Annotated in this window: 19 protein-coding genes and 1 pseudogene; 14 read left to right on the top strand and 6 right to left on the bottom strand. The window is 47.3% G+C overall.

Annotated features, from left to right (window positions below; all coding sequences use genetic code 11):
* Positions 1–50 precede the first annotated feature (50 nt).
* Positions 51–2,462 carry an ABC transporter permease gene (locus tag HHL16_RS24665; protein ID WP_169428135.1) on the bottom strand — a complete coding sequence of 804 codons (2,412 nt, stop codon included), beginning with the start codon at positions 2,460–2,462 and terminating at the stop codon, positions 51–53.
* Positions 2,463–2,787: 325 nt separating this feature from the next.
* Here HHL16_RS24665 and HHL16_RS24670 point away from each other — a divergent pair, with 325 nt between their 5' ends.
* From HHL16_RS24670 to HHL16_RS24715, 10 genes are all read left to right on the top strand, one after another.
* The gene (locus tag HHL16_RS24670; RefSeq protein ID WP_169428137.1) at positions 2,788–3,399 is read left to right on the top strand and encodes a peptidylprolyl isomerase; all 612 of its coding nucleotides are present in this window, start codon (positions 2,788–2,790) and stop codon (positions 3,397–3,399) included.
* 19 nt (positions 3,400–3,418) lie between these two features.
* Positions 3,419–4,153 (top strand): LytTR family DNA-binding domain-containing protein, encoded by a 735-nt coding sequence (locus tag HHL16_RS24675; protein WP_169428139.1) that lies wholly within the window; start codon positions 3,419–3,421, stop codon positions 4,151–4,153.
* An 11-nt stretch (positions 4,154–4,164) separates the two neighbouring features.
* A complete protein-coding gene (locus HHL16_RS24680) occupies positions 4,165–6,075 on the top strand; it encodes a histidine kinase (protein ID WP_169428140.1) in 1,911 nt (636 codons plus the stop codon).
* Positions 6,076–6,127: 52 nt separating this feature from the next.
* The gene (locus tag HHL16_RS24685) at positions 6,128–8,059 is read left to right on the top strand and encodes a histidine kinase (protein WP_169428142.1); all 1,932 of its coding nucleotides are present in this window, start codon (positions 6,128–6,130) and stop codon (positions 8,057–8,059) included.
* 87 nt (positions 8,060–8,146) lie between these two features.
* On the top strand, positions 8,147–8,731 hold the full coding sequence (locus tag HHL16_RS24690) for a hypothetical protein (RefSeq protein WP_169428144.1): 585 nt from the start codon (positions 8,147–8,149) through the stop codon (positions 8,729–8,731).
* Positions 8,732–8,796: 65 nt separating this feature from the next.
* Positions 8,797–9,138, top strand: coding sequence for a hypothetical protein (locus HHL16_RS24695; RefSeq protein ID WP_169428145.1), 342 nt, complete (start codon positions 8,797–8,799; stop codon positions 9,136–9,138).
* Between the two features lie 22 nt (positions 9,139–9,160).
* Entirely contained in the window at positions 9,161–9,628 is a 468-nt protein-coding gene (locus HHL16_RS24700; protein WP_169428147.1) for a hypothetical protein, read from the top strand.
* An 11-nt stretch (positions 9,629–9,639) separates the two neighbouring features.
* Positions 9,640–10,551 (top strand): DUF1266 domain-containing protein, encoded by a 912-nt coding sequence (locus HHL16_RS24705; RefSeq protein WP_169428149.1) that lies wholly within the window; start codon positions 9,640–9,642, stop codon positions 10,549–10,551.
* Positions 10,552–10,720: 169 nt separating this feature from the next.
* The gene (locus HHL16_RS24710) at positions 10,721–11,473 is read left to right on the top strand and encodes a WG repeat-containing protein (RefSeq protein WP_169428151.1); all 753 of its coding nucleotides are present in this window, start codon (positions 10,721–10,723) and stop codon (positions 11,471–11,473) included.
* Between the two features lie 47 nt (positions 11,474–11,520).
* The gene (locus HHL16_RS24715; RefSeq protein ID WP_169428153.1) at positions 11,521–11,796 is read left to right on the top strand and encodes a hypothetical protein; all 276 of its coding nucleotides are present in this window, start codon (positions 11,521–11,523) and stop codon (positions 11,794–11,796) included.
* Between the two features lie 3 nt (positions 11,797–11,799).
* Here HHL16_RS24715 and HHL16_RS24720 read toward each other — a convergent pair whose 3' ends face one another.
* The 4 genes from HHL16_RS24720 to HHL16_RS24735 form a co-directional block, all read right to left on the bottom strand.
* Positions 11,800–12,936: a tetratricopeptide repeat protein gene (locus tag HHL16_RS24720; protein WP_169428155.1), complete on the bottom strand. Its 1,137-nt coding sequence runs from the start codon at positions 12,934–12,936 to the stop codon at positions 11,800–11,802.
* The gene (locus HHL16_RS24725; RefSeq protein ID WP_169428156.1) at positions 12,926–13,372 is read right to left on the bottom strand and encodes a hypothetical protein; all 447 of its coding nucleotides are present in this window, start codon (positions 13,370–13,372) and stop codon (positions 12,926–12,928) included. The genes HHL16_RS24720 and HHL16_RS24725 overlap by 11 nt, the downstream gene beginning before the upstream one ends.
* 121 nt (positions 13,373–13,493) lie before the next feature.
* Positions 13,494–15,413, bottom strand: a complete 1,920-nt coding sequence (locus HHL16_RS24730) for a histidine kinase (RefSeq protein WP_169428158.1) — start codon at positions 15,411–15,413, stop codon at positions 13,494–13,496.
* The gene (locus tag HHL16_RS24735; RefSeq protein ID WP_169428160.1) at positions 15,410–16,162 is read right to left on the bottom strand and encodes a LytTR family DNA-binding domain-containing protein; all 753 of its coding nucleotides are present in this window, start codon (positions 16,160–16,162) and stop codon (positions 15,410–15,412) included. Before HHL16_RS24735 ends, HHL16_RS24730 begins: the two co-directional genes overlap by 4 nt.
* 266 nt (positions 16,163–16,428) lie before the next feature.
* On the opposite strand from HHL16_RS24735, the gene HHL16_RS24740 reads away from it, so the two are divergent.
* The 4 genes from HHL16_RS24740 to HHL16_RS24755 all read left to right on the top strand — a co-directional run bounded on the left by HHL16_RS24740 (position 16,429) and on the right by HHL16_RS24755 (position 23,444).
* Positions 16,429–17,028, top strand: coding sequence for a sigma-70 family RNA polymerase sigma factor (locus tag HHL16_RS24740; protein ID WP_169428162.1), 600 nt, complete (start codon positions 16,429–16,431; stop codon positions 17,026–17,028).
* Positions 17,029–17,141: 113 nt separating this feature from the next.
* A complete protein-coding gene (locus tag HHL16_RS24745; protein WP_206022581.1) occupies positions 17,142–18,317 on the top strand; it encodes a FecR family protein in 1,176 nt (391 codons plus the stop codon).
* A 37-nt stretch (positions 18,318–18,354) separates the two neighbouring features.
* On the top strand, positions 18,355–21,744 hold the full coding sequence (locus HHL16_RS24750; RefSeq protein ID WP_169428165.1) for a TonB-dependent receptor: 3,390 nt from the start codon (positions 18,355–18,357) through the stop codon (positions 21,742–21,744).
* A gap of 17 nt (positions 21,745–21,761) precedes the next feature.
* Entirely contained in the window at positions 21,762–23,444 is a 1,683-nt protein-coding gene (locus HHL16_RS24755) for a RagB/SusD family nutrient uptake outer membrane protein (protein ID WP_169428167.1), read from the top strand.
* 99 nt (positions 23,445–23,543) lie between these two features.
* Here the strand turns inward: HHL16_RS24755 and HHL16_RS24760 are convergent.
* Positions 23,544–24,237: pseudogene (locus tag HHL16_RS24760) on the bottom strand (DNA mismatch repair protein); the annotation flags it as partial.

A 24,237-nucleotide genomic window follows, 5' to 3' on the forward strand; every position in this document is an offset into this window, starting at 1 on the left:
ATAAAAACGGGCCTCCGTATAAAAATACAGAGGCCCTAACGTCTATGATGTTACTCGCTTCTCAAACTTTGTACAGGGTTGGCCAGCGCCGCCCTGATGGCCTGCACACTGATCGTAAGCAGTGCAACGAGGAGGGCCACAGCTCCTGCCAGCAGAAACACCCACCAGCTGATGCTGATACGGTAAGCAAACTGTTGCAGCCAGTTATGCATCAGGTACCAGGAAACCGGAATGGTGAGCAATACTGCAAGCCCTACCAGTTTCAGCAGATCGAAGGATAACAGCCGTACAATTCCTGCAACACTTGCTCCAAGCACTTTGCGAACACCAATTTCTTTTACACGTTTCTGTGCTGTGTAGATCACCAGTCCGAGTAATCCGAGTGATCCGATCACTACGGAGAGTATGCTCGCCAGTCCAAGGAAAGCCTGCTGTTTTTCTTCCTTTTTATATTGCTGCTGGAAGTCTTCGTCCATAAATTCAAACTCCATCGGGTAACCGGGATACACTTTATTCCAGGCCGCCTGTGCTTCACTGATAGCCTGTTTTGCACCGATGCCTTTGTATCGCACCGCGTACAGGTTGATATTATTGACGAGACTCAATACCACCGCTTTGATCTTGCTTTGCAAGCCATGCTGATGGTAGTCTCTCACTACACCAATTACTTTGCCATCTTTACCAGAGGTGGAGAGTTTTTTTCCGATGGACTGCTTCGCATCACCCCATCCGAAATATTTTGCAGCGGCTTCATTGATGATAAAACCTTCCTGCTCATCGGCTTTGCTGTCTTTGAAAAAGTCGCGGCCTGCACTTAATTGCAGTCCTACGGTTTTTACATAATCAGGATCTACTGTGATATATTCCACGGAGAGGGCATCTTCTTTCGACCTCCCTTCGGGGTATGCGAACTGTCCATCCCAACCCGATCTTCCCGGAACCGCTCCGCAGGCAGAGACACTGAGGATGCCCGCATCCTTCCTCATTTCGTTCTTAAATACTTCCACTTTATTATGACGAAGCACCCATGGAACTTTCGCCACACTTACCAATAGCATGTTCTCTTTATCGAATCCGAGATCTTTCTCCCGCATAAACTGCATCTGCTTCCACATGATGATAGTGCCCATGATCAACCCCGCAGAGATCACAAACTGCGTAACCACCAGCGTTTTTCTCAGCAGCGTGCCTGCGCTGGTATGACTGAAACTTCCTTTCAGCACTTTGATTGGTTTGAAACCCGACATCACCCATGCCGGATAAAACCCGGCCAGCGGAACCAGCACTGCAATGATGGCCAGCAGCGTCAGCAGATTGCTCCAGGAGAAAAGATCACCCATCGTTAAATGTTTTCCGGTGAATTCGTTGAACGGAGACAACAGCGCCATCACCAGAATAATGCTGAGCAACGATGCCAGTATGCACATGAAGGCTGCTTCTGAAAGAAACTGCATGATCAGCCTTGCTCTGCTGTTGCCGAGTACTTTCTGCACACCAATTTCTTTTGCACGCTCTACCGATTTGGCTGTGCTCAGGTTGATGAAATTCAAACAGGCGATCAGCAGAATGAAGAGTCCGATACTCAGGAACAGTTTCACCGATTTGATATTCCCTATCGGTCCCCTGGCCGTTCTGGCATCGGAGTACAAATAGATATCTTTCACCGGACGCAGGGCCAGCGTGGCTTTGAAGCCGGAAGCAGCTACCTGGTCTTTTCCTGCATCGAGCACAAGACCGCTGATCTTTGCTTCAGTTGACAGCAACGATGCGGTGCTCTTCAGTTTCACATAATTGAATACGTTGAGATCGAACCATCCTTTGGTGAATTCTTCTTCACAATCCTGGGGGAACATGCTGCAGAAGGTGGAGAAAGAACCGATCATATCAAACTTCAGGTGAGAGTTTTCGGGGAGTTCTTTGAATACGCCGGTAACGCGGTACTGCACGGTATCATCCATCATCAATACTTTTCCCAGCGCATCGGTGCTGCCGAAATATTTCTCTTTGAGGGCGGCACTGATCACTACGCTGTAGGGGGCTTCGAGTGCGGTGGCGGCAGATCCTTCTTCCAATGCATAACCGAATACGTTGAAAAATCCCTTATCCGCCATCAGGGCCGTTTCGTAGTAGTAGCCCTGATTGTGTTTGATGATGGGGCTCCACCCGCGCAGGTAGGTCAGCGATTCTATTTCGGGATAACGGCTCTGGAGATTTTTGCCCACCGGCCACCCCACAGCAGGCGTTCTTTCGGAAGCGCCATCGGGCATGAGCAGATTGGTTTCTATCCGGCAGACCCTATCGGCATCGGGGAAATGCTGATCGTAACTCAGTTCGTCTTTCGCCCAGATACTGATGAGAAAGAACAGGGTGATACCCAGCACCAGGCTGCTCAGGCTGATCAGGGTGAACTGGCGGTTCTTTACGGCATTCCGCCAACTCATTTTTAAGAATGATCGTATCATAAGGATAGTTTAGTTGGTGAGCGATGCCGCAGGCATCGTATAATTCAATAAGGACGGGCTTTCCCGGAAAATGTTACAGCCGTCTGCAGAAATCCGCCGGCATTTGAGGCATTACCGCAGTAAATACATTCTTACGGGTATGCGCTTTTACGGGAAAATGAGTAGAAGTTCTGCAGCCAAAGCCACGGTTAATGCAGTTTGGATGTCCATTAAAAGATTTTTAACTACCCTATGCGGGGGCCCGAAACCGGGATACTGTAAAAAATAGTAACTTGAAATGCATCTGTTGAACCATTTTTCAATGCAGCAGCCTAAAAAAATACATATGAGATATAGTCTTGCTATTTTACTCGCTTTTTTTACCGTACAGGCATTTGCACAGGAGACTGTGGTGGACCAGTTCAAAAAGATCAATACCGTGCAGCAGGCACAAACCTGGATCGATGCAAATCCACTGCTGAAGCCTGCCATTCTGAAGCTCTCCGCAGGTAAAGATTCGGCCCTGATCGAAAAAAGACTGCTGAGACAAAAGAAAGGAGATATCTTCTCTGTAGGATATGTTACCTATAAAGTAATCGAAGCCGATGAAGCTGTGGCTTATCGTGCCAACTATATTTTCCTCGACGGAGGTTCACTCTCCCCTTCCGAGATCGACAGCCTCAAAAAAAAGATTGTTGCCAAAGCCAATGCCGGCGAGTCTTTCGAGAAACTCTCAGATGAGTTCACTATGGACGGCAACAAAACCCGCGGCGATACCGACTGGTTCTTCGGCGAATACAGCTTCCCCAAAGAGTTTCAGGATGCAGTAGCAAAACACAAAAAAGACGAGATATTCTTTGTGGATGTTTCTGAAAAAGACTGGCACTACATCATAAAAAAGACTTACGATGATCGTGTAAAGAAAGATATTACCGTTCTTCGCGCCAATGGACGCTAGAATGGAAAATAACACGACTATGATCAGAGTAATGGTGATCGACGATGAACCCGCTATCCGAAAAGACATGGAGTTGCTGATGAAACGGCAAACCGGGTTTATTGTAGTAGGCAGCTGCGGCAGTGTGCAGGAAGCGAGGACCATCATACCCGCCACCCAGCCCGATCTGCTGTTGCTCGATATAGAACTCTCCGACGGAACAGGTTTCGATATTCTGCAAACACTCGACAATCCCTGCAAGATCATCTTCATCACAGCCTATCATGATTATGCCATCAGAGCCATCAAATACGGTGCGCTCGATTACCTGCTCAAACCTGTTGATGAAGAAGAACTGAACGAGGCCCTCGACAAAGTGCGCAAAGCGATCTCCGCCGTACCGCAACCAGATCAGCTGGCCATTGCGCGCCAGTCTCTCCAGCAGGGCGGATTGCAGAACCGCATTGTACTTCGCTCCCAGCAATATTTGCAGATAGTGTGTTTCGACGAAATCGTGTACTGCCAGAGCGATGCAGGATACACTACTTTCTTTCTCACCGAAAACCGGAAGATAGTGGTATCGAAGAGCATCAAGGAGTATGAAGAATTGCTGCCTGCATATTTCATGAGGCCGCACCAATCCTATCTTGTAAATCACCATTTCATAGACAGGTATCATAAAGACGGATACCTTGTACTTCGTCAGGGTACGGAAATCCCTGTATCTACGAGACGTAAAGATTATGTGATAGAGTATCTCACCGGCGTTCGCTAATAACCGTTACGATGGTTCCACTTACCCGTATCATTTGCTGTATGCTTGCTGTGCTGCTAAGTGCAGTTGCCTGTAATCAGCATCCGGAAAAACCGGCAGCAGCAATACAAAAGGCAAACAAGGATACATTGGTGACGTTTATGCAGCATCATCTGCGTCCGCTTCTCATCGAGAATAATGCAAAAAAGGCAAAACAAATTTTAGACAGTTTAAAGCCCTTTGTAGAAGAGCAGCATTCTTTTTCCAGCACTTACCTCTGGCTCCGTCACATGATGTTTGTGCACCAGCTGCAGCGCAATGAAGACAGTATCGAATACTATACGCGCAAAGCTCTGGCATTAGCTATAGAAAATGACAGCACAAGGCAAATCATCGCAGGCAAACTGGAATTGTCTGACATCCTCAATTCCAGCAATAAGTCAGATTCTGCGCTGATGCATGTAAAAGACGCCTACTTTCTGGCTAAACAGAAAGATACAGCAAAGCTGGCCGGGATACTGTTCAAGCTCGTAACCTGCTACGCCTATATCGGCAATCTTGAACAATACAGAGAATACTGTTTTGAAGGGCTCAGGCTGAGTGAAAAAAACCTTCACTACAAGCCGCTGTTTCTGCTTTGCATCAACAGCTATTATTCTTCCATGCACATGAAAGACTCAGCCCTGTGGTGGTATCATCGCTATATCGAAAAAGATACCAGCATGAACAATCCGATGTATAAGTTCATGTCTACAGAGAATACAGGATTGATGCTTTCTTATCAGGATAAAGACGAAGAAGCGCTGAAATATCAACTGCAGGCACTGGACGATTGTAAGCAGGCAGAAGACAAGACCTCTGTTCCCTACTATAACTTAGGTGTTACCTATCATAAATTGAAACGATACCGCGAAGCGGAAGAAAGCCTGAAAGCATCCATAAAACATGCTCATATCGACAGATTGAAGGAAGTGGCCACCGATTCCTGGAATGAAATTGCAAAAGTATATGCCAGCCAGCAGAAGTGGGAGCAGGCATTTACAGCAAAGGATTCGGCTTACGAAAGTTATAAGCGTTATGTAGATTCGTCGTTCGCAGGCAAAGCCAAAGAGATTGAAACACGGTATGCGGTAAAGAGTAAAGATGAAGAAATACGCACGCTTGCATTTGCCAATGAAGCCAACCGAAAGATCGGTGTTCAGCAGAAGACCATCATATTCATATTTGCAGGCGCTTTTGTAATGGCTGCAGTGCTGGGTTTTGCGCTATGGCGCAGAAGAAAGCTTTCGGAAAAACTGCGTCAGGCAGAGCTGGAACAGCGACTGCTTCGCAGTCAGATGGAACCACATTTTATTTTCAATACACTCTCCGTACTGCAAAGTTATATTCGCAACAACGAATCGGAGAAAGCGGTTCGTTATCTCAATCAGTTTGCGCGCCTGTTGCGCGTAACACTTGAAAATTCACGCGAAAGTTTTGTTCCGCTCGACGAGGAAGTAACTGCACTCGAAAACTACCTCAGCCTGCAATCCATGCGCTTCGAAGGCGTATTCGATTACGAAGTACAGGCCTGGCCCGGATATGAAGAAGAAGGATTGCTGATTCCACCAATGCTGCTGCAACCATTTGCAGAGAATGCCATTCTGCATGGAATGAAACAACTCCAGCATAAAGGTCATATTGCGGTATCGATACAAAAAGAAGCAAATGTATTGCGATGCATCATTGAAGACAATGGAACCGGGCTGCAATCGGGCAGTGCAAGCCAACCCGGAAAATCGTCCCTCTCCACCACCATCACCCGCGAACGGCTGGAAATTCTGAGCAGGCAAACGGGGTATGCTGCCGGCATCACCATCACCAACCGGGGCAATGAACATTCAGGTACCACTGTGATACTGACCATTCCATACAGAAAGGCGAAACCTTATTTTACAGTTTGATCTATTCTTCGCTGATTATATTATCTCACATGCATTCGCTATTTTCGGGGCGATGACCCTTAAACATACCCGTATCTCCCTATTCATTTTTGCGTTGCTTGCATTAACAACAGCCTGCCATCAGCAACCTCCAAAAGATACATCCTCCAATCAGAAAGCTACCTCCGATTCATTGATAGCTTTCATGAAGAACAATATAAATCCGCTGTTTCAGGAACGGGAGTATGAAGCATCGGGGAAGATGCTGGACAGTCTGCAACCTTTACTCGAAAACTCCGGCTACTACCCCATCACCTGTACATGGCTGCGCTTCAAAGGGCTGCAGTATATGTATGAGAAAAAAGCAGACAGCAGTGAAGCAACGCTCCGCAAAGCACTGGCCATTGCAATGGCACAAGATACCAGTCTGGCGCATGTGATTGCTGTAAAAGGCAACTTCATAGAGTTTTTCATCAATCAGAAAAAACTGGATTCCGCCCTCATCTATGCCAGTGACGCTTACTATCTCTCCAAAAAAACCGGCAACAGCAATCTTCCTGCAATAGTGCTTAAACTGGCCGGCATCTATTCCAAAATCGGCGATTTGGATCAGTGGAGAAAGTATCTCTTTGAAGGAATGGCCATCAGCCAGGAACCCAGATTAAAGTTGGCATTTGCCACCAATATTGCATCTTATTACAACACCATTCAGGAGAAAGACTCTGCCCTGCTCTTCTTCAGAAATTTTGTAGAAAAGGATACCACGCTGAATACACCTTTCTTCAACAGCGTGAAGTATGAGAACATGGGTGTGATGCTCTCCAAACAGAACAGGAACGAAGAAGCACTGCAATATCAGCTCAAAGCCTTTCAACTGAGCAGACAACTGGGGAACCTGGAATCGCTTACACTCTTCAACCTGGGTGTTACCAATCAAAAACTCAAACAATACGATACTGCTGAAAAATATTTCAATGAAGCCTATGAGCTCGCCCTGACAGAAAACAATAAGGAAATGCTTACGCGGATATGGAGAAGGAAAAGCATTTTCTACACCGAACTGCAGAGATGGCAGGAAGCAGTGGATGCCAAGGATTCGGCCTACGCAAATTTCGGCCGTGAAGTAGATTCATCCATGACACAGGCAGCAAGGGAAATCGAAACGCAGTATGCAGTAAAGGCAAAAGATGATGAGATCCGGGCTTTGGCTTTCTCCAATGAAGCCAATCGCAAGATCAGCGGGCAACAGAAAACAATCATCCTGATCCTCGCCTGTTCATTTCTGCTGGCCATCATTCTTGGTATCGTTTTGCGGAGAAGAAGAAAATTGTCCGATAAACTTCGTCAGACTGAACTGGAACAACGACTGCTTCGCAGCCAGATGGAACCTCACTTCATCTTCAATACACTGTCGGTGTTGCAGGGCTTTATCCGCAATAGCGAAGGAGAGAAAGCAGTACGGTATCTCAATCAGTTTGCACGCCTGTTGCGTGTAACGCTCGAAAATTCCAGAGAAAGTTTTGTTCCGCTGGAAGATGAAGTAGCAGCACTGGAAAACTATCTCAGCCTCCAGGCTATGCGCTTCGAAGGATTGTTCGATTATACAGTGGATACCTGGGAAATGTACGACGATGAAGGACTGCTGATCCCTCCCATGTTACTGCAACCGTTTGTCGAGAATTCCATTCTTCATGGAATGAAACAGCTCGATCAGAAAGGACATATCCATATTTCCATTCAAAAAGAAGCGCACGTACTGCGCTGTGTGATTGAAGACAATGGAGCCGGCCTTCAATCATGCACCATACAACCGGGGAAAAAATCGCTCTCCACCACCATTACGCAGGAGCGGCTAGCCATCCTGAGCAGACAAACCGGTTATCCTGCTGGTATCTCCGTTGCCAACAGAAAGGATGAGCATCAGGGTACCCGCGTGGAACTGAGCATCCCCTTCAGAAAGGCAAGGGCATTTTCCGGATCCGGCGAAAATGCCAGCGGATTTTAAAAACCTGCCTGCACTTCTGGATCTCCTTCATTTTGCCATTTTCATGATTGTAGGTTTGACCTGAAATCAACCCACAAAAATGAAAATATGAAAAAAAAGACCCTTCAACTGAGCCTGATGCTGGCATTGTGCATCACGGCATTTACCTCTTGTGATTACTTCGGCGGCGGCGGTCGCAAATATGAAACCGCCGATGGCGTTGCCAGTCTCGTAAGCGATCTGAAAAGCGAATTCGGAAAAGACGCATGGTATACCGATATCAACTTCTCCTACCATAAAAGTACCGGTACCTCCACCTCTGCTACCGGCACCAAAGATCCGGCCAGCAAGAAAATGATAGAAAAAACAAGGCTGAAGGGAACATGGAAAGACAACTCCGAGATCACGCTCAGCTTAACCGGAGACGCCAAACCAGAGGATTTTATGTTCACCCTTACTGAACTGGGAGACCTGAAGAAACTTCCGGACATGATCAAATTGGCAGTGGATAAGATCAAGAAAGAAAAAAACTTCGATGTGGTAGCCACCAACATCACTGTGCATTCTCCGGATCGGTTGAAAGAAAATTCTGAGAAGTTCTCCTACCTGCTCAGCCTGCAGCCGGAAAACGGAGGCACATCCTTCTCTGTTATTTTCGACCAGAAGGGAGATTTCAAAAAAATTATCGACTAAACGTTTAAGACACCCGGCAACACAATCCCGTTGCCGGGTATTTTCAAATTCCCATCCACCCTACCATGGAATTAGCCATCAAAAGCAAAGTGCCGTCCGTTACAGAATTGCAAAGCATAGTAAAAGAAAAGCTGGCCGGTAAATATGCCTGTGATATAGTGCACGATCGCTGGACCATCAGCTTTAAGGCAGACAAGAAATGTTTGCTCGTTAAAAAGTCAAACATCATTGGTGTTGCAATATTCATTGATGAGGAAGATAGCAAACTCGATATCGCAGGCATAGTTCCAAACTATGTGCTCGATCAATCTGTGTTCAAAATCTTTATTGCCAGAATGCTGCTGAATCCGGCCTGGAATAAGCTGGAGGCTGAAGTAGCAGAAGTACTTCGTTCTAAACTTTCATGATCAGTTATCAAAAATGAGCAACATGCTATCCTTATTCCGTAAAAAGAGAACGTCCGGCGTTGCCACCACAGATTTCATTTCCCTCATCAACAGGAGGGCAGAGGATTTCAGGGCATTCTACACAGAGCGGTTTGGCAATAAGCTGAATTATCAGTTCAGCAGTCTGCCCATTATCGATATGTTGCTCGCTGAAGCGCGCAATGGGGCTGCCACGGCGGACAGAAGGCTTTGGCTCGCCGTTTACGGAAGCGCCTATCTGTACCGCATCGCTTCTCTTCGGATAAGCGAATTTCAGTATATCTGGTATCACCCGCTCGATCAACCGATGATGCTGGTGGGTTCTCCCAACTACAGAATTTCGCTGCTGGCACAGGAGGCAGTTACCCAAAGATTAGCTGATTTCAGGGATATCTCCTTACAGCAGCTATTCATTAACTTTGAAACTGCCTTAGTGTATGCCAAAAAAGGAGACGACATATTGTTTGTTTAAACCATTTAATCATGAACCCGCAAAACGCAATCGATCAATACCTGCAGCAGTTAAAAGCAATGGGGCTTTCAGATGAACAGATAGCCATGTACAAACAGCAGATGGAAGCATCTATGAATCTCTCCACTCAATGGATGAGCCAGATGGGACAGTTTGGCCAGAACATGCAACAGTTCAACAGCATGTTCTCCGGCGATGATGGCAATGCAGGCATGCAGTCTGATGGCGCCGAACTTCAACTGAACCCAAACAGCACACTCTCCAAAAAAGAACAGTGGGCCATTGCCTGCGGCGCAGATCTCGCCATTTTGAATGGACAATACCTCAACGATCTCACCACCGGTTTCTCCAAACAGGATTGCCGCAGTCTCTTATCGGAATGGTGGGATATCGACAGCAAAGAAGAAGCAGTGGAAAGAATCGAATGGCTCTTCGCCGAAGGCCATCGCATTCAGTACGATATTATCTGGCAGGCCATGAATGCCATCTCCATCAAAGAGAGCAAGGAGTTCCTCCGCGAACACGTGGCCACCAACAAGATGGAAGAAGAAGTGGCCATCGAAAGGCTTCGCAATATGCGCGATGCGCTGGAACTCTTCCACGAGCACAATCTCATCGATAAGGATACACAGCCCGATATGCTGATCTGGGATTTTGCACGCGTGATCAACCTCAGCCGCGGTTGCTTCGATGCCGGCTATCTGAGTCGTGAAGAAGCAATGGAAAACATCCTTCGTTGCATCGACCCCATCCGTAAAATGTATACATCCTGGAAACAGCTTTCGGTATCGTATCAGTTCGCCCGCTCTGTATGGAACGGAATAGACGAAGAGGTATTCGAAGAAATGATGGAAGGAATGGAAGTACTGCTCACCGACGAGAACAGTCCATGGGTTAAGATGAAATGGGACGAAGCCCTGTAATGATCTCTGCAATTTTCTCTTTTGCAATAAAAAAGGACGGCCAACCTGAAAAGTGGCCGTCCTTTTGATTTATATGCAATCGCTCCGGATCGGTGCCGGAAAGCAGCAGATTTAAATTATTGATGCTTTTCAGCCATGTGTATCCTATGTTTGCTCAAAATCCGTACACATGCTCAGAAACCTCAGCATTATGATTTCATGTACCATGTTATTCTCCTGCAACGATAATACAGCCAACGGGCAGGCTGCAGCAGACAGTGTATCCGTTTCCTCCGCGCCTGCCGACACAGCGGCTCCTGCTCAAAAAACTTTTGTGAGCCCAACTAAATTGACAGGCCATCTCGATAAAAAAAATGACTACTGGGTTTGTGATGATCCGGAGTTTGAAGCCAGCGCCTTCGACAACCGGAAAAGCGTTTACGCTTCTCTGTCGAGAATGGATGCAGACCGCAACACACTTGGCATTGGACTGATCAGCCGAAAAGGAGATGTGATTGTTCCCCCTATCTACAAAAGCATAGAAATTGGTTTCAGCTATGGTGTTTGTCAGGTAGGGAAGGATGATAAATACGGATTGGTAGATACCAGCGGCAAAGAAATTGTTGCTCCGATCTATGACTATATCGGACAGGTGGAAGACAGCATGATGCTGGTAAAGAATTCCGAGAAGTATGGACTGATCAACCTCAAAGGCGAGATACTGATCCCCATTCAATACAATGCTTTGCGTTCAGCCGGCGAAGGCATGGTATCGTTTATGACGGAGCCGCAACGCTGGGGATATCTCAATCTGAAGAATGAAGTGATAGTAGCACCACTCTTCACCTTCACCGAAAGATTCAGCAACGGCTCCGTGGTATTGCAAAAACCCGGTGGCGAGGATTACATCATTTATAAAAACGGCAAGATCGAAAAAAAATAACCGCCCGCATTCAAAGAATGCGAGCGGTGCTCTACAATCCACATACAATGACTACACCTTCTGTAATCAAGGGCTTATTACTCGCTTTACCTGTGCTCGTTTTGAGCTACATTTTCTTTTTCAGCAAAAATGGTAACGGAGGTGTTGGAGGTGGAGGGTATGATCTTTCCCAACTCTACTACTCTTTCTTTGCCCTTATCTATTTATTGCTGCTCAATATTTTCTTCCTGATCCAGGGAGCTCAAACCAACCGTTACTTTCTGCTCGTTGGCGTGATATTCTTTCTGATAGTGCTGTTTGTTTTTCTCCGGATGTTATGGTAAGCATCAGGGATGCTGTCTGTTACCTGAAACTTTTACCGGAACAAGCAGCTCTGTTTTATCGATACAGTTCTCATCGCCATCGGTAGCTTCGTTCAACAGGTCTTTGCTGTTTTCCGGTCCCAGTAAACGGATAGCCTCTTTGTAATCGGCAATCGATTTTTTGCAATTGCCCATTGCGTGATGCAGGCGTGCGCGTTGTGCATAGAGTTCATAATTTTCCGGGTTTTCCCGAATGAGCTCATCGAAAATTTCCAGCGCCTCATTGTACCGGCTTGCATACTGGTAAGCAATCCCTGCGTAAAAGTGAGCGGGCTGAGCAAGCGTGTCGAAGATATCTCCAGCCATTCCCAGCTCCATCCTGTTTCTATATACCGCGTATACCTCAATAGCACGTTTATAATTGGGGATTTCGATCAGACAACGGAGGTAATTGTGGTATTGCAGCACACTATTGGATCGATCACATTTCAGGGCCAGCTCATAATATTTCACTGCCTTATCGAACTCCTTCAGGTAGTAGTAACTGGTACCAATGATGCCATAGAGCAACTCATTGCCGCTGTCCATTTCCAGTGCAGTCTTTGCTGCATCGATGGCCAGCTGGTACTGTTTCAGATAACCGAGACAGTTTGCGCGCAGTAGATGGTAATCCGGATGCCCCGGATTGCTGGCGATGGCACTATTCACAGTATCGAGTGCTGCTTCGTATTGTTGCTGTTCATACAACGTTGTGGCTTTATCGAAAAGCATCGCAGCCCGATTGTCGACTGCCACTGCTGCCACTGCATAATTGTGCGGCGGTTCAAGATCCGGGTGTGCATTTGCTTCTGCTTTGGTGAGTTTGCGGATGGCGATCAGCTGATTGTTCTTCGTTTGGATCTCGTACAAACGCTGGTAGAGCCTGTTCCAGCTGTTGCGTTCAGCTTTGAGTACCGGTCCCATTTTCGCGAAGCCGGGTGCTTTGATGCTTAGCGTGCAAACACGTGGATTATTGCCAACTTCGAGCAGCAGCCGGTTATTCTTTTCTCGGATGCTTCTGAAGTAATTGATTTCTTTTTTCGGTTTGTCCTGTGCGGATAATTCAGTGATACCTGCCAGCAGAAGCAGGGCCAGTGCGAGGGTTCGGAGCTTAACAATCATTGTACCTGTGATTGGTTTCATCATAAATATCGATGTATCGTTTCATTTCTTTTTCTGAGAGGGTTTTCTGTTTAAGCTCCACAGGGAGTACGTGTTTCCCATCGGGATCGATCCAGCTTCCTTCAAAGCCATTTCCTTTTCTCTGAAGAAACAATACACCGGTGAAATCTTTCTCCACCATCAGGTGTCTGCCGAGTTCACCGCTTTCGATATTGAGTAAAATCCAGCTGTCGTCGCCAGGTGTTTTATCATACTTGTAAATGCCTTCGAGCATCAGATGGCCATCGCAGGGATGTGGCTTGTAATAGAGGAACATGGTGATGGCGTTTTTGCCACCGATGGTACCTTTCAGTACCTCATGAATTTCTTTGTCCTGGGCTTTTGTAGCCAGAGAGGTGCAGAACAGGCTCCACAGTAACAGCAGGTATTTTTCCATTGCAACAATGCGCTTTTGTATGCGCGACTGCGAATGTCTGTGAAATCAGAAAGCAGTTATTGCCTGATTCATATTTGCAGTTATACATCATGTGTTCGCAGCAGTTGGGTTTAAATCCGCGTTAGAATTGACGGTGAACAGGCAGGGTCAACAGCACGGTGGTACCTTGCGGGCCTGAGCTGATCTCCACTGCCGCTGCATTCTTTTCTTCTCTGGCGAGTATGGCAAGCCGCTCGCGCGCTATGATGCCAGATAACGAACGATGCTCTTTGGGCATAGCAGATGGAAATCCTTTTCCATTGTCGATGATGGCTACCTGCAGGAGACCGGGATTTTTCAATTCGAGCTTAACCACAATATTTCCTTGAGATGCCGAAGCGCCGATTCCATGAAGAATGGCATTCTCCACATAAGGCTGAATCAACATGGGAGGAACAAGCAACTCCTGCTCTTTCAGTTCACCATCATCAATTACATACTGAAAGCCCTGCTCATAGCGCATTTGCTGCAAGCTGAGGTAATTGCTCAATGCATCCAGTTCTTCGCTGAGCGGAACAAAATTTTGCCGGCTCAGTTCGAGATTGCTCCGCAGCAGTTTGCTGAATTGATTGAGGTAGAGAATGGCTTTGTCTTTTTCACCGAAGCGGATAAAACTCTGCAATACGGAAAGTGTGTTGAAAATAAAATGCGGTTCCATCTGTGTGCGCAGCAATTGCTGCTGCAGTAAGGCTTTGTCTTTCTCCTGCCTTTTTCTCCGCTGGCGATGCAATACTGCGAGCATTACCAGCCACGAGATCACCAGCAGCGCAAGAGAGGCGCCCGTATACAGTAACAAACGATTCAGCTTTAGCTGCTGGTCTGTAGCAGCCATGGCCGATTGCATGCTGCGGATATTTCTGTCTTTTGCCTGCAACTGATAGATAGCTTCCATTTCGCTGGTGGCCTGCACGGCAGCGCTTCTGCTGATTGTCCGGTTAAGTACCGCGAGTGAATCTTCTGCAACTCTGGCCCCATGCAGGTTTCCGGAAGCGAAATTATAAGCGAGCAGCGCTTTCAGGGCCAATGCTTTTTCGTCGGGGAGCAATTGAGCCGCACCTGCTGATTCAAGTGTTCTGATCGATTGCAAGGTTGTCTCTGCTGATTTTAGCCGGGCAGATTTGCTGTACAGCAATGCAAGGTTCGATTGGGTGATGAAGAGATTTCTCAGAGCACTGGAACTTCCTGCTTCCAATGCCTGCTGATCAAATGCTTTTACTTTTTCGTAGTAATGAATGGCAGAATCGGTTTGCTGCTTCAGCAGATAGAAATGTCCTGCATGATCACAGAAGAAACGCTGTTGCTGCGGATCTCCCGATTCCATGGCCAGCAATTGCAGGTGATGGAGATTTGCTTTCAGCGAATCTGCGGAGATATTTCCTTCTTCTGCCGAAGCAGTGAAGAGTTGCGAATATGCCCTGAAAACGTGTCTGGCACTTGGTTCGGGCATCTGTTGCAGCAGTTGCAATGCAAGTTTATTCTGACGTATCGCTTTGGCATGCTGTCCGAACTTATTGTTGTACTGTGCTGCATTCAGCAGACAGATCACTTTAGGCATGGGCTTCTGTGCAGCTGAGTCGCTGCTTATCACAATAGCTGCCGACTCATTGAAGTAGTAGGCAGCCTGATAATATTTTCCCTGCGATTCGGCAACGATTCCTGCCCCGTTGCAAACGGCAAACTTCAGTGAAGCTGGCGCCTCTTCGGAAAATTCGAGAGCAAGATTGATATGATACGCTGCACTGTCTGGCTCCTGCTTAATCAGGTACTTCGCCAGCTGATAATGCACAAACGCATTTGCTGAACGATCTTTCTGCACAGCAGATTGATGCAGTCTTTTTTCCCAATGCTGCAACTGTATGTCCGGAGACGATTTACCAAGACTATCAGCTTCCTTTTCGAGCGAGTTAAGCAAACTGTTCTGATTGCCGGGAGCTTTATCCGGCGTGTATTTGCATGCCGCTAAAATGCAAAGCATGGAGATCGCCAGTAAGATTCTGTTCATCGGTGGGTGGTCAGCAGGTTAACAACATATTCTTTCCGGCGGGTGGCTACGGGCACTTCAGACTGATCTTCCATAACCAGTATTCCACTCTTCAGGTAACGATCGATCCGGCTTCTGTTTACGATGTACGATTGATGCGGCCTGATGAAATAATCGGCAGGCAACAGCTCTTCGTAATGTTTCAGTGGTTTTGATGCCGTGATCTTTTTGCCGTTTCTGAAATGGATTTTGGTATAGGCCCCTTCTCCTTCCAGATACAAAATATCGTCGAGACGTGCGAGTTGAAGACTGTCGATAGAAGAAATGCAGATCTGCGCATTCATGTCGGTGGGCTTTTCGGGCTGTCCCATTTGTTTCATGATGCCGATCCTTTCGGAGAAATAGGGATCATGCTGAATTTTCAGGCGTTGAATCGCCTGAGAAAATTCCTGCTGATCTACCGGCTTCATCAGATAATCCAGCGCACCGAACCTGATTGCCTTGATGGCATAATGTCCAAATGCAGTGATGAAAATAATGCGGAATGCGGGCTGTGGAAAATGGTGCAGTATATCGAATGCTGTGCCGTCTTTCAGTTGGATATCCATCAGAACGAGATCGGGGGAAGATCGATTGATCAGTTCGATGGCCTTTTCTACAGACTCTGCTGTGCCTGCCAGTTGAAGGCCCGACTCACGTGAAACCAGCCACTCCAGTTCTTTTCTCTGCGCAGGCTCATCTTCGATGATGAGGGTTTTAAAGGGATGCATGTACAACTGTAACGCCCATTGTTTGAAAAGGGACGCGGAAAAATACTGTTTTTATTAATATGTATGCGCGTGTTGCAATGCAGCTGCCTGTTGTTTTTCATAACAGGCAGCTGGGTGCAGATCTTATGGGCAGTTACTGCAAACCCTTTACCGGAACTATTGATCCAGAGCAATCAGTTGCACAAAAATGCTGAAATAGTTGAATGATAAGGTAACCCTCTCAACCCCTCAAAAGCAGCAAGGATTTAATTTTCCCGCAGCTTAACTTGTCAGATTACCCATTGCATGCCCGATTGCCATATGATGAAAAAGAACTGCTGCGCCGCATTGCCGCAGGCAGTGAAGCCGCGTTCAGTCAACTCTTCAACGACTGGCATCAGCGGTTGGGCGAATACATCTACAGACTCACCGGCTCGGTAAGCATTTCAGAAGAAATAGTGCAGGAAGTTTTCGTGGCTATCTGGACGAAAAGGGAACTGCTGCAAAACATCGACAATGTGCAGGGTTATATCTATCGGCTCTCCCGTAACAGAACGCTGAACAGTCTCCGCAACCGCGCAAGGGAACGGGCCCGACACACAGAGTGGGTGGCCATTTCGGAGAATCCCCTCAGTTCTGCGGACAATGAAATATATTATCAGCTGATCGATGATGCCATATCACAACTTCCTCCCCAGCAGCAGAAAGCCTGGCAACTCAGCCGGCGCGAAGGATTGATGTACGAAGAGATCGCCGGTCAGATGCAGCTCAGCCGCGAAACCGTTAAGCGCCATATTCAGCTGGCCATCCGATCCATCATGAGTTATGTGAAGCAGCACGCAGAGCTTCATGCGGTGATACTTACCCTTATCAGTTTCTTCCTCTAAAAATAATTTCAGAAACCGGTTGACCCTTTTTCACTACCGCGGTGTCTTGGCTTTACAACAACGATTGCCATATGACTCCGGAACGACAGCAATACCTATTTCACCGGTATTTCATGAAGCAGGCTTCTGCTTCTGAAGTGCATGAGCTGATGGGCTGGCTATCAGAAAAGGCAGATGATGAAGAAGTAGGCCGACTGATGGATCAGGCATGGATCGAATTCGAATCGTCGAGAAAGGTATTCACCGAAGCGCAGTCCGGCGCTATGCTGGAGCAGATACTGCAATCTCGCCCCGCTGCTCCCCTTCCGGTTCTGCGCAGCAAAAGAAAAATGATCATCCGCATTTCTGCTGCCGCCACTGTGCTGGTACTGCTCGGAGCAGGACTATACAGTTACTTCAGCAGACAAGAACAAGCCGCTCCTTCCATCATCAATAACACAGTTTCATCGCGCCCACCTGCAAAGGAGATACAGCCTGCGCAGGACAAGGCCATTCTCACACTCGCCAATGGCGAACAAATTGTACTGGATGATGCGGGCAATGGCTCATTATCCGGCGACAATGGCATGCAGCTCATCAAACTCGACGGGCAATTATCTTACAAAACAAATAGCATTTCCGCCAATGGCGAAACTGCCTGGAACACCATCACCACCGCCAAAGGAAGACAATACAAACTGGTACTTGCCGATGGCACCATCGTTTGGCTGAATGCAGCCAGTTCACTTCGTTTCCCTGTAAACTTTTCGGGTGATGAGCGCCGTGTAACGCTGAATGGCGAAGCGTTCTTCGAAGTAGCCAAAGACAGCAAACACGCATTCAGTGTGGATCTGAAATCGCAGTCGAATGCTCCCAAAGGAACCATTACGGCACTTGGCACTGCATTCAACATCAACGGATACGACAATGAGCCAAGTATCAAAGCCACGCTGCTCGAAGGCAGTGTTCGTATTGCAGCCAATGCAACCAGTACCATGCTGAAACCGGGACAGCAGGCCCGTTTCAATCAACAGAACATCACCATCGAAGAAGATGTGAACACCGCACAGGTGCTTGCGTGGAAGAACAATCTCTTTCAATTCGAAAATGAAAGCATCGAAGACATCATGCGGCAACTGAGCCGCTGGTACGATATAAACCTTACCTACGAAGGAGCGCTGCCTACGAAACATTATTTCGGATCTGTCCGCAGGCAGGTGAATCTTACAGAAGTGCTTCATATGCTGGAACTCGCCGGTGGCATCAGTTTCCGCATCGAAGCCAATAACGTTTACATAAAAGCACAGTAAAAAACTCCTCCCAATAATCACCAAATACAGAAGGCTTATGAAATCGACAGCCAACTCTCCAGCTCGTGCGGGCACACGCCTGCGGAGCATTGTAAAAATTGCCATCGTCTTTCTGATCAGTGCATCGCTGCAGTCGTTTGCATCGGGTTACTCTCAGAAAGTATCGATCAAACTCAAAGATGTTTATCTCGACAAAGTATTCAGAGAGATCCAGAAACAAACCGATTATCTTTTCCTTTACACAGGTGAAGAAGTTCGCAAAGCCGGAAAGGTAAGCGTTCAGGTATCGGACGTTTCAGTAGAAGAAGCCATGCGTCAATGCCTGCTTTCTACCGCACTCTCCTTCAGAATCGTAGACAAAACAATTGTACTCGATGCGAAGTCTGCAAAGCCTGCACCAGCACCAACTCAGGCGCCTGTTCCCGTAAAGGTTTCAGGCATCGTGAGCAACCTGGCTACCAAAGAGCCGATGTCTGGTGTGAGTGTTGCCGTAAAGGGACAATCACAGGCAGTAGCTACCAACGAAAAAGGTGAATTCACCATCGAAGCAAATCCCGGCGATGTGTTGGTGTTCAGCTATGTTGGATTCGGATCGAGAGAAGTAACAGTTGGCTCCAACCTGAACCTCTCCATTCAGCTTTCCGAAAAGCCAAAAGATATGTCGGAGATTGTTGTGGTAGGATATGGTACATCACGCAAAGCAGACCTCACCGGCTCAGTGGGCACAGTGAATTCAGCAGCGCTGGGTCGTGCAAGCTCAACCAACCTCGGACAAGCCGTACAGGGAAGAATGACCGGTGTGCAGGTAACGCAGAGTTCAGGTCAGCCCGGTTCCGGCGCCGATGTAAAAGTGCGTGGTGTAGGATCTGTAAAATCGGGCAACAGCCCACTTGTACTGGTTGATGGATTTATCGGTAACCTCAACGAACTCGATGCCGATGATGTAGAAAGCGTTACTGTACTGAAAGACGCGTCCGCTGCATCGATCTACGGTTCCCGCGCTGCCAACGGCGTAATGCTGGTAACTACCAAAAAAGGAAAAGCCGGCAAAGCAAGTGTAGAATTCAAAACAGAATATGGCTGGCAGAGCCTCACCAAACGCCCTAACTATCTTACCGGACCTGAGTGGGCGCAACATCAGAACGAAGCCAGACTCTACAATGGTAAGTCTCCTTATTGGGTAGGTGCGCAGGCTCCTGAAACCATTACTCAATGGACAGACTGGAGCGATTTCGTTTTCAGAACGGCACCATTTCAGGATTATCACTTAGGCATCACCGGTGGATCAGATAAAACGAAAGTAGCTGTTGGACTTGGCTATACCGATCAGGTGGGAACCATCATCGGTACAAAATTCAACCGCATCAATGCACGCATAAACCTTCAGCAGGAAGTAAGCAAGAGCATCAGAGCCGGTGTTAACATCAGCTATATCCGTTCCAAATACAATACCACCATTACACCGTTCTCCTCTTCTGGTCCGGCTGCATTGAACGGTATCACGGCTGCACCTCCAACCATTCCGGTGTACAACCCTGATGGATTGCCAGGAGCTCCGCGTCCCGGTTATTCAGGTGAGCAATACATCACCAGCACAACCTGGAAAACACCCAGCATTGCACATAATATTTCAGACAATCAGAATCTCTATAACAAGACCTTCGGTAATGTGTGGGGAGAAGTGGATATCATCCCTGGTCTGAAATACAAACTGGTGATGAACGGATCGGTGATCTCACGTCTGGATGCAGAGTGGACCAGCAAATGGGCCATCTACTCCCCTACCGATCTGGAACATAAGACTCCACTGGCACAGGGAGCACTGGCTTCGCTGCAAAACAGCACCACCCAATCGTATGTGTGGGAGATCCAGAACCTGCTTACTTATTCCCGCAGCATCGGCAGACATAATTTCGACGCCCTTCTCGGTGCATCTGTTGAACAGGGCGATGGCTATCAGTTCAGCGCCTCCAAGAATGATTTCCACAACAACGATCTCCGTGTGATCGGCGCCGGTAACACCATGGCATCCATCAACGGCGGATATGTAGATCCCTATTCACTCGTTTCTCAATTCGCAAGACTCAATTATTCTTATGCCGGCCGCTATCTCTTCCAGGCCAATGTGAGAAGGGACGGATCATCTGTATTTGCACCAGGCAAACAGTATGGCGTTTTCCCTTCTTTCTCTGCAGGATGGCGCATATCTGAAGAGAAATTCTTCGAGAAATACAAAGACTTCGTAAGCACGCTCAAACTTCGTGCGAGCTGGGGACAACTCGGTAATGCAGGCATTCCCGCTTATTCCTGGATCAGCAATATCGATGTAACAGGCGGTGCCATTTTCGGCAGTCCTCAAACAAGGGTTCCTGCGTACTATCCTACGCAAATGGAAAACAAAGACGTTAAGTGGGAAACCACCACCACTACCAATATTGGTCTCGACCTTGGTTTCTTCAACGACAAACTGACCCTCGAAGCCGACTACTACGATAAACGAACAACGGATATGTTGCTCGATGCCACACTGCCATTTACCGGTGGATACAACCAGGGACCGGTAATGAATATCGGAGAAGTGCTCAACAAGGGTTGGGAACTGGGACTTCGTTATCAGGACAGAATCAGCGACTTCACTTACAGCGCAGGATTCAACCTTTCACACAACAAGAATGAAGTGACCGATCTCGGTAATATCAAACCAATGATCAACGGGCCACTTAAAACCGATCGCGGTCTTCCCATCAATGCGTACTGGGGCTTCCAGACAAATGGTATCTGGAGAACCAAAGACGATATCAGCAAGAACCCCAAGAGAAGCGGCGACAAACCAGGCATGCTTCGTTTTGTAGATCGCACCGACGACAAACAGATAACCGATGATGATAAAACCTATATCGGAAGCTATCTGCCTAAATACACTTTCGGATTCAACCTCGAAGTAGGCTGGAAAGGATTCGACTTCTCTATGCTCATTCAGGGAGAACGCGAAAAGAACATGCTGGTAGAAACAGTATTCGGCGCCAATGGTGAGGGAGAAGATTTCAATATCGACCGCAAATACTGGAGCGACCGCGCCATTATGGATAACAACGGAAATGTAGCAAGCGGCAATACTCCGGCAGCAGGTGCCATGGTTGGAACACAGCCCTGGAGCGATTACATGGTACAGGATGCTTCTTACACCCGTATCAAGAACATGCAACTGGGTTATACGCTTCCAAAGAGGATCAGCACCAAATTCAAAGTGCAGTCACTCCGCGTGTATGTGAATGCAACCAACTTTGTTACCTGGACAAATTTCACAGGGTATGATCCTGAGATGAAACCATCCGAGCCAACTAACATCAACGCCTATTCGCGTGGAGGTGTAGATGCTTATCCGGTATCGAAGACACTCACCATGGGCATCAGGCTCGTTTTCTAATTTCTAAATAGCAGATCATGAAAAAATACTTCATCATATTAAGCTCATTCGGCCTGCTGACAACATCGTTTTTGCAGACAGGATGCAAAAAGGGTTACCTCGACTCCTACCCCAAGAATAATCTCACCGAGGAATCCTATTACAAAACTGAAGGAGATTTCAACAACGCCGTGAATGCTGTGTACGATGCATGGCAGAGCGACCGTTTGCTCAACTTCTTCCCCATGGCAGACATTGCCACTCCGTTTGCAGGATATGGCAGCTCCCGCTTTGGTCAATACGATAACGGCATCTTCGGGATAACCGATGGATGGCAGATGGGCAGGGAGTTCTGGGAAGGATGGTACAAAGTGGTGTTCCGCGCCAATCTGGTACTCGACAATATCGATAAACCAGGATTAACCCTCGATAAAAAAGTGTACGACAGAGTGAAAGGCGAAGCGCTCTTTCTCCGCGCACTCACTTACTTTCACCTCACCTACCTCTATGGCGATGTTCCGCTTGTTACCAGAGTACTCAAATTCGAAGAGCAGCAGGTATCGCGCGATCCACATGCCAAAGTAGTGGAGCAGATCATCAACGATCTGAAAACTGCCGAAACATTGCTTCCCTCTGTTACCGAATACAGAAGCAATAAATCGATGCTCGGAAGAGCCAGCAGAGGTGCAGCCAAATCACTGCTCGGAAAAGTATATGTGTACGAGAAAAAATGGCCGGAGGCAGAAGCCAAGTTCAATGAGATTGTGAACATCGACAAGGAGTATGATCTCGAACCCAACTTCCTCGACCTGTTCTGGCCTCAAACAGAGAATGGAAAAGAATCCATCTTTGAAATTCAGTACCAGAGCGGATTGAAAGAGGGCAACTCAATTGTTCGCTTCTGTGCACCAGATGTGAGATCACAGATCCAGACAGCTGGTTTCGGATACATCACTCCTACTGAATACTATCTCGATCAGTTTGAAACGGTGAATGGATATGCCGTAAACAGCACATTCGTAAAAAGAGAAGCAGGTAAAGTAGCCAACTTCAACTACACCTTCACCTATGCTTCGAATGATCCTGCATACGACGCAACCAAACCTTACGAGAAAAGAGATCCACGCCTCGCATGGACGGCCTGGTACGAAAACACACCTTACATTACGGAGTTCCAGAAACGTACCGGACAATCGGGTGTAAAATACATTCAGGATTATTCGTTCGAGAATGGACACAATACAGTGAAGTACATCATCGGAAAACTCGATCCTTCAGCTGGTGACAGCCCCGGCAACCTCATACTCATCCGCTTTGCAGATGTGCTGCTGCTGTATGCCGAAACACTGATCGAGAACAACAAACTCGGTGATGCTGTTGCACTCATCAATCGTGTAAGACAACGTCCAAGTGTGAACATGCCTACGGTTGAGCAGGTAAGCACAGCAAGAGGTGAAAACATTTCCGGTGATAAAGCGCTGCTGAAAAAATACCTGATGCAGGAAAGATACCGCGAACTCGCATTCGAATGGGGACATATGTACATGGACCAGGTTCGTTGGGATGTGTTTGCAGACGAGATGGTTAATTTCTGGACTGCAAAGAAATATGGCGGCAACAACCCTGCACTCGGATCATTCGACAAAAAACATTATCTCTGGCCGATCCCTGCTGAAGAAAGAAGCAGAAACCCGAAACTTAGCCAGAACGATGGATATTAATTAAAGATGGTTTTCGCATACAGCAGTACATTTAACCAGTAACTGTTGACGGGCCGGCTTTTTAGCTGGCCCTCTTTTTTGGGGAGACAATCTGAGAGTTCAGGTGTTGAGCAATTCCAGAATTCCTTCATTGTTGATGATGAGCATTCCCTGTCTGTCTTCTGTAATGCCGTGCTCCAGTTTGTACGGATAGCGTGGGATACTGCCTTCCATGATGGTGGGCATGTACACGAACTGAATATTTTTCTTTCCCTTCAATGCATCGCCTACTTCAATGATATGGGTGGATACGATAAAGAGGCAGTTACTGTAATCTGCAAAACCTTCTGTCACTGCCAAAGTACCATCATAGGCATCTTTCACATTGGTGCCTTTGAAGAGTTCATCGAACATGAGCAGCAGCCGCTTGCCACTCGCAGCGGCTTCCGCTGCTTGTTTCACACGCACAACTTCTGCATAAAAATGGCTATACCCTAAACCGATATTGTCGGCTACGTTGATGCTGGAATACAATCCTTCTCTTACAGAAAACTCCATACTGTTGGCTGCAACCGGGAAGCCCATGTGAGCGAGGTAGAAGTTGATACCGATGGCTTTCATGAGGGTGGACTTGCCGGCCATATTAGCTCCTGTCAGGAATAATACATTAGCAGTCCCATCCATGGTGAGGTCATTGCCGATGGCTTTGTCTACACAGGGATGAAAGAGATTAGTTGCTTCGAGTTTGTTTATCGCTGGTGGTAATGCTGTAGCGTAATTAAAACCTCGGGTGGCGGCTGTGTTGCCGACGGCG

Origin of the sequence: Pseudoflavitalea sp. G-6-1-2 (assembly GCF_012927185.1) — a bacterium.
GTDB lineage: Bacteria > Bacteroidota > Bacteroidia > Chitinophagales > Chitinophagaceae > Pseudobacter.

Coding starts and splice junctions, on each gene's coding strand:
- HHL16_RS24715 (WP_169428153.1), top strand. CDS start 11,521: ATGACTACACCTTCTGTAATCAAGGGCTTATTACTCGCTTTACCTGTG.
- HHL16_RS24700 (WP_169428147.1), top strand. CDS start 9,161: ATGCTATCCTTATTCCGTAAAAAGAGAACGTCCGGCGTTGCCACCACA.
- HHL16_RS24695 (WP_169428145.1), top strand. CDS start 8,797: ATGGAATTAGCCATCAAAAGCAAAGTGCCGTCCGTTACAGAATTGCAA.
- HHL16_RS24755 (WP_169428167.1), top strand. CDS start 21,762: ATGAAAAAATACTTCATCATATTAAGCTCATTCGGCCTGCTGACAACA.
- HHL16_RS24675 (WP_169428139.1), top strand. CDS start 3,419: ATGATCAGAGTAATGGTGATCGACGATGAACCCGCTATCCGAAAAGAC.
- HHL16_RS24670 (WP_169428137.1), top strand. CDS start 2,788: ATGAGATATAGTCTTGCTATTTTACTCGCTTTTTTTACCGTACAGGCA.
- HHL16_RS24710 (WP_169428151.1), top strand. CDS start 10,721: ATGCTCAGAAACCTCAGCATTATGATTTCATGTACCATGTTATTCTCC.
- HHL16_RS24725 (WP_169428156.1), bottom strand. CDS start 13,372: ATGGAAAAATACCTGCTGTTACTGTGGAGCCTGTTCTGCACCTCTCTG.
- HHL16_RS24680 (WP_169428140.1), top strand. CDS start 4,165: ATGGTTCCACTTACCCGTATCATTTGCTGTATGCTTGCTGTGCTGCTA.
- HHL16_RS24685 (WP_169428142.1), top strand. CDS start 6,128: ATGACCCTTAAACATACCCGTATCTCCCTATTCATTTTTGCGTTGCTT.
- HHL16_RS24745 (WP_206022581.1), top strand. CDS start 17,142: ATGAAGCAGGCTTCTGCTTCTGAAGTGCATGAGCTGATGGGCTGGCTA.
- HHL16_RS24720 (WP_169428155.1), bottom strand. CDS start 12,936: ATGATTGTTAAGCTCCGAACCCTCGCACTGGCCCTGCTTCTGCTGGCA.
- HHL16_RS24730 (WP_169428158.1), bottom strand. CDS start 15,413: ATGAACAGAATCTTACTGGCGATCTCCATGCTTTGCATTTTAGCGGCA.
- HHL16_RS24750 (WP_169428165.1), top strand. CDS start 18,355: ATGAAATCGACAGCCAACTCTCCAGCTCGTGCGGGCACACGCCTGCGG.
- HHL16_RS24735 (WP_169428160.1), bottom strand. CDS start 16,162: ATGCATCCCTTTAAAACCCTCATCATCGAAGATGAGCCTGCGCAGAGA.
- HHL16_RS24690 (WP_169428144.1), top strand. CDS start 8,147: ATGAAAAAAAAGACCCTTCAACTGAGCCTGATGCTGGCATTGTGCATC.
- HHL16_RS24705 (WP_169428149.1), top strand. CDS start 9,640: ATGAACCCGCAAAACGCAATCGATCAATACCTGCAGCAGTTAAAAGCA.
- HHL16_RS24665 (WP_169428135.1), bottom strand. CDS start 2,462: ATGATACGATCATTCTTAAAAATGAGTTGGCGGAATGCCGTAAAGAAC.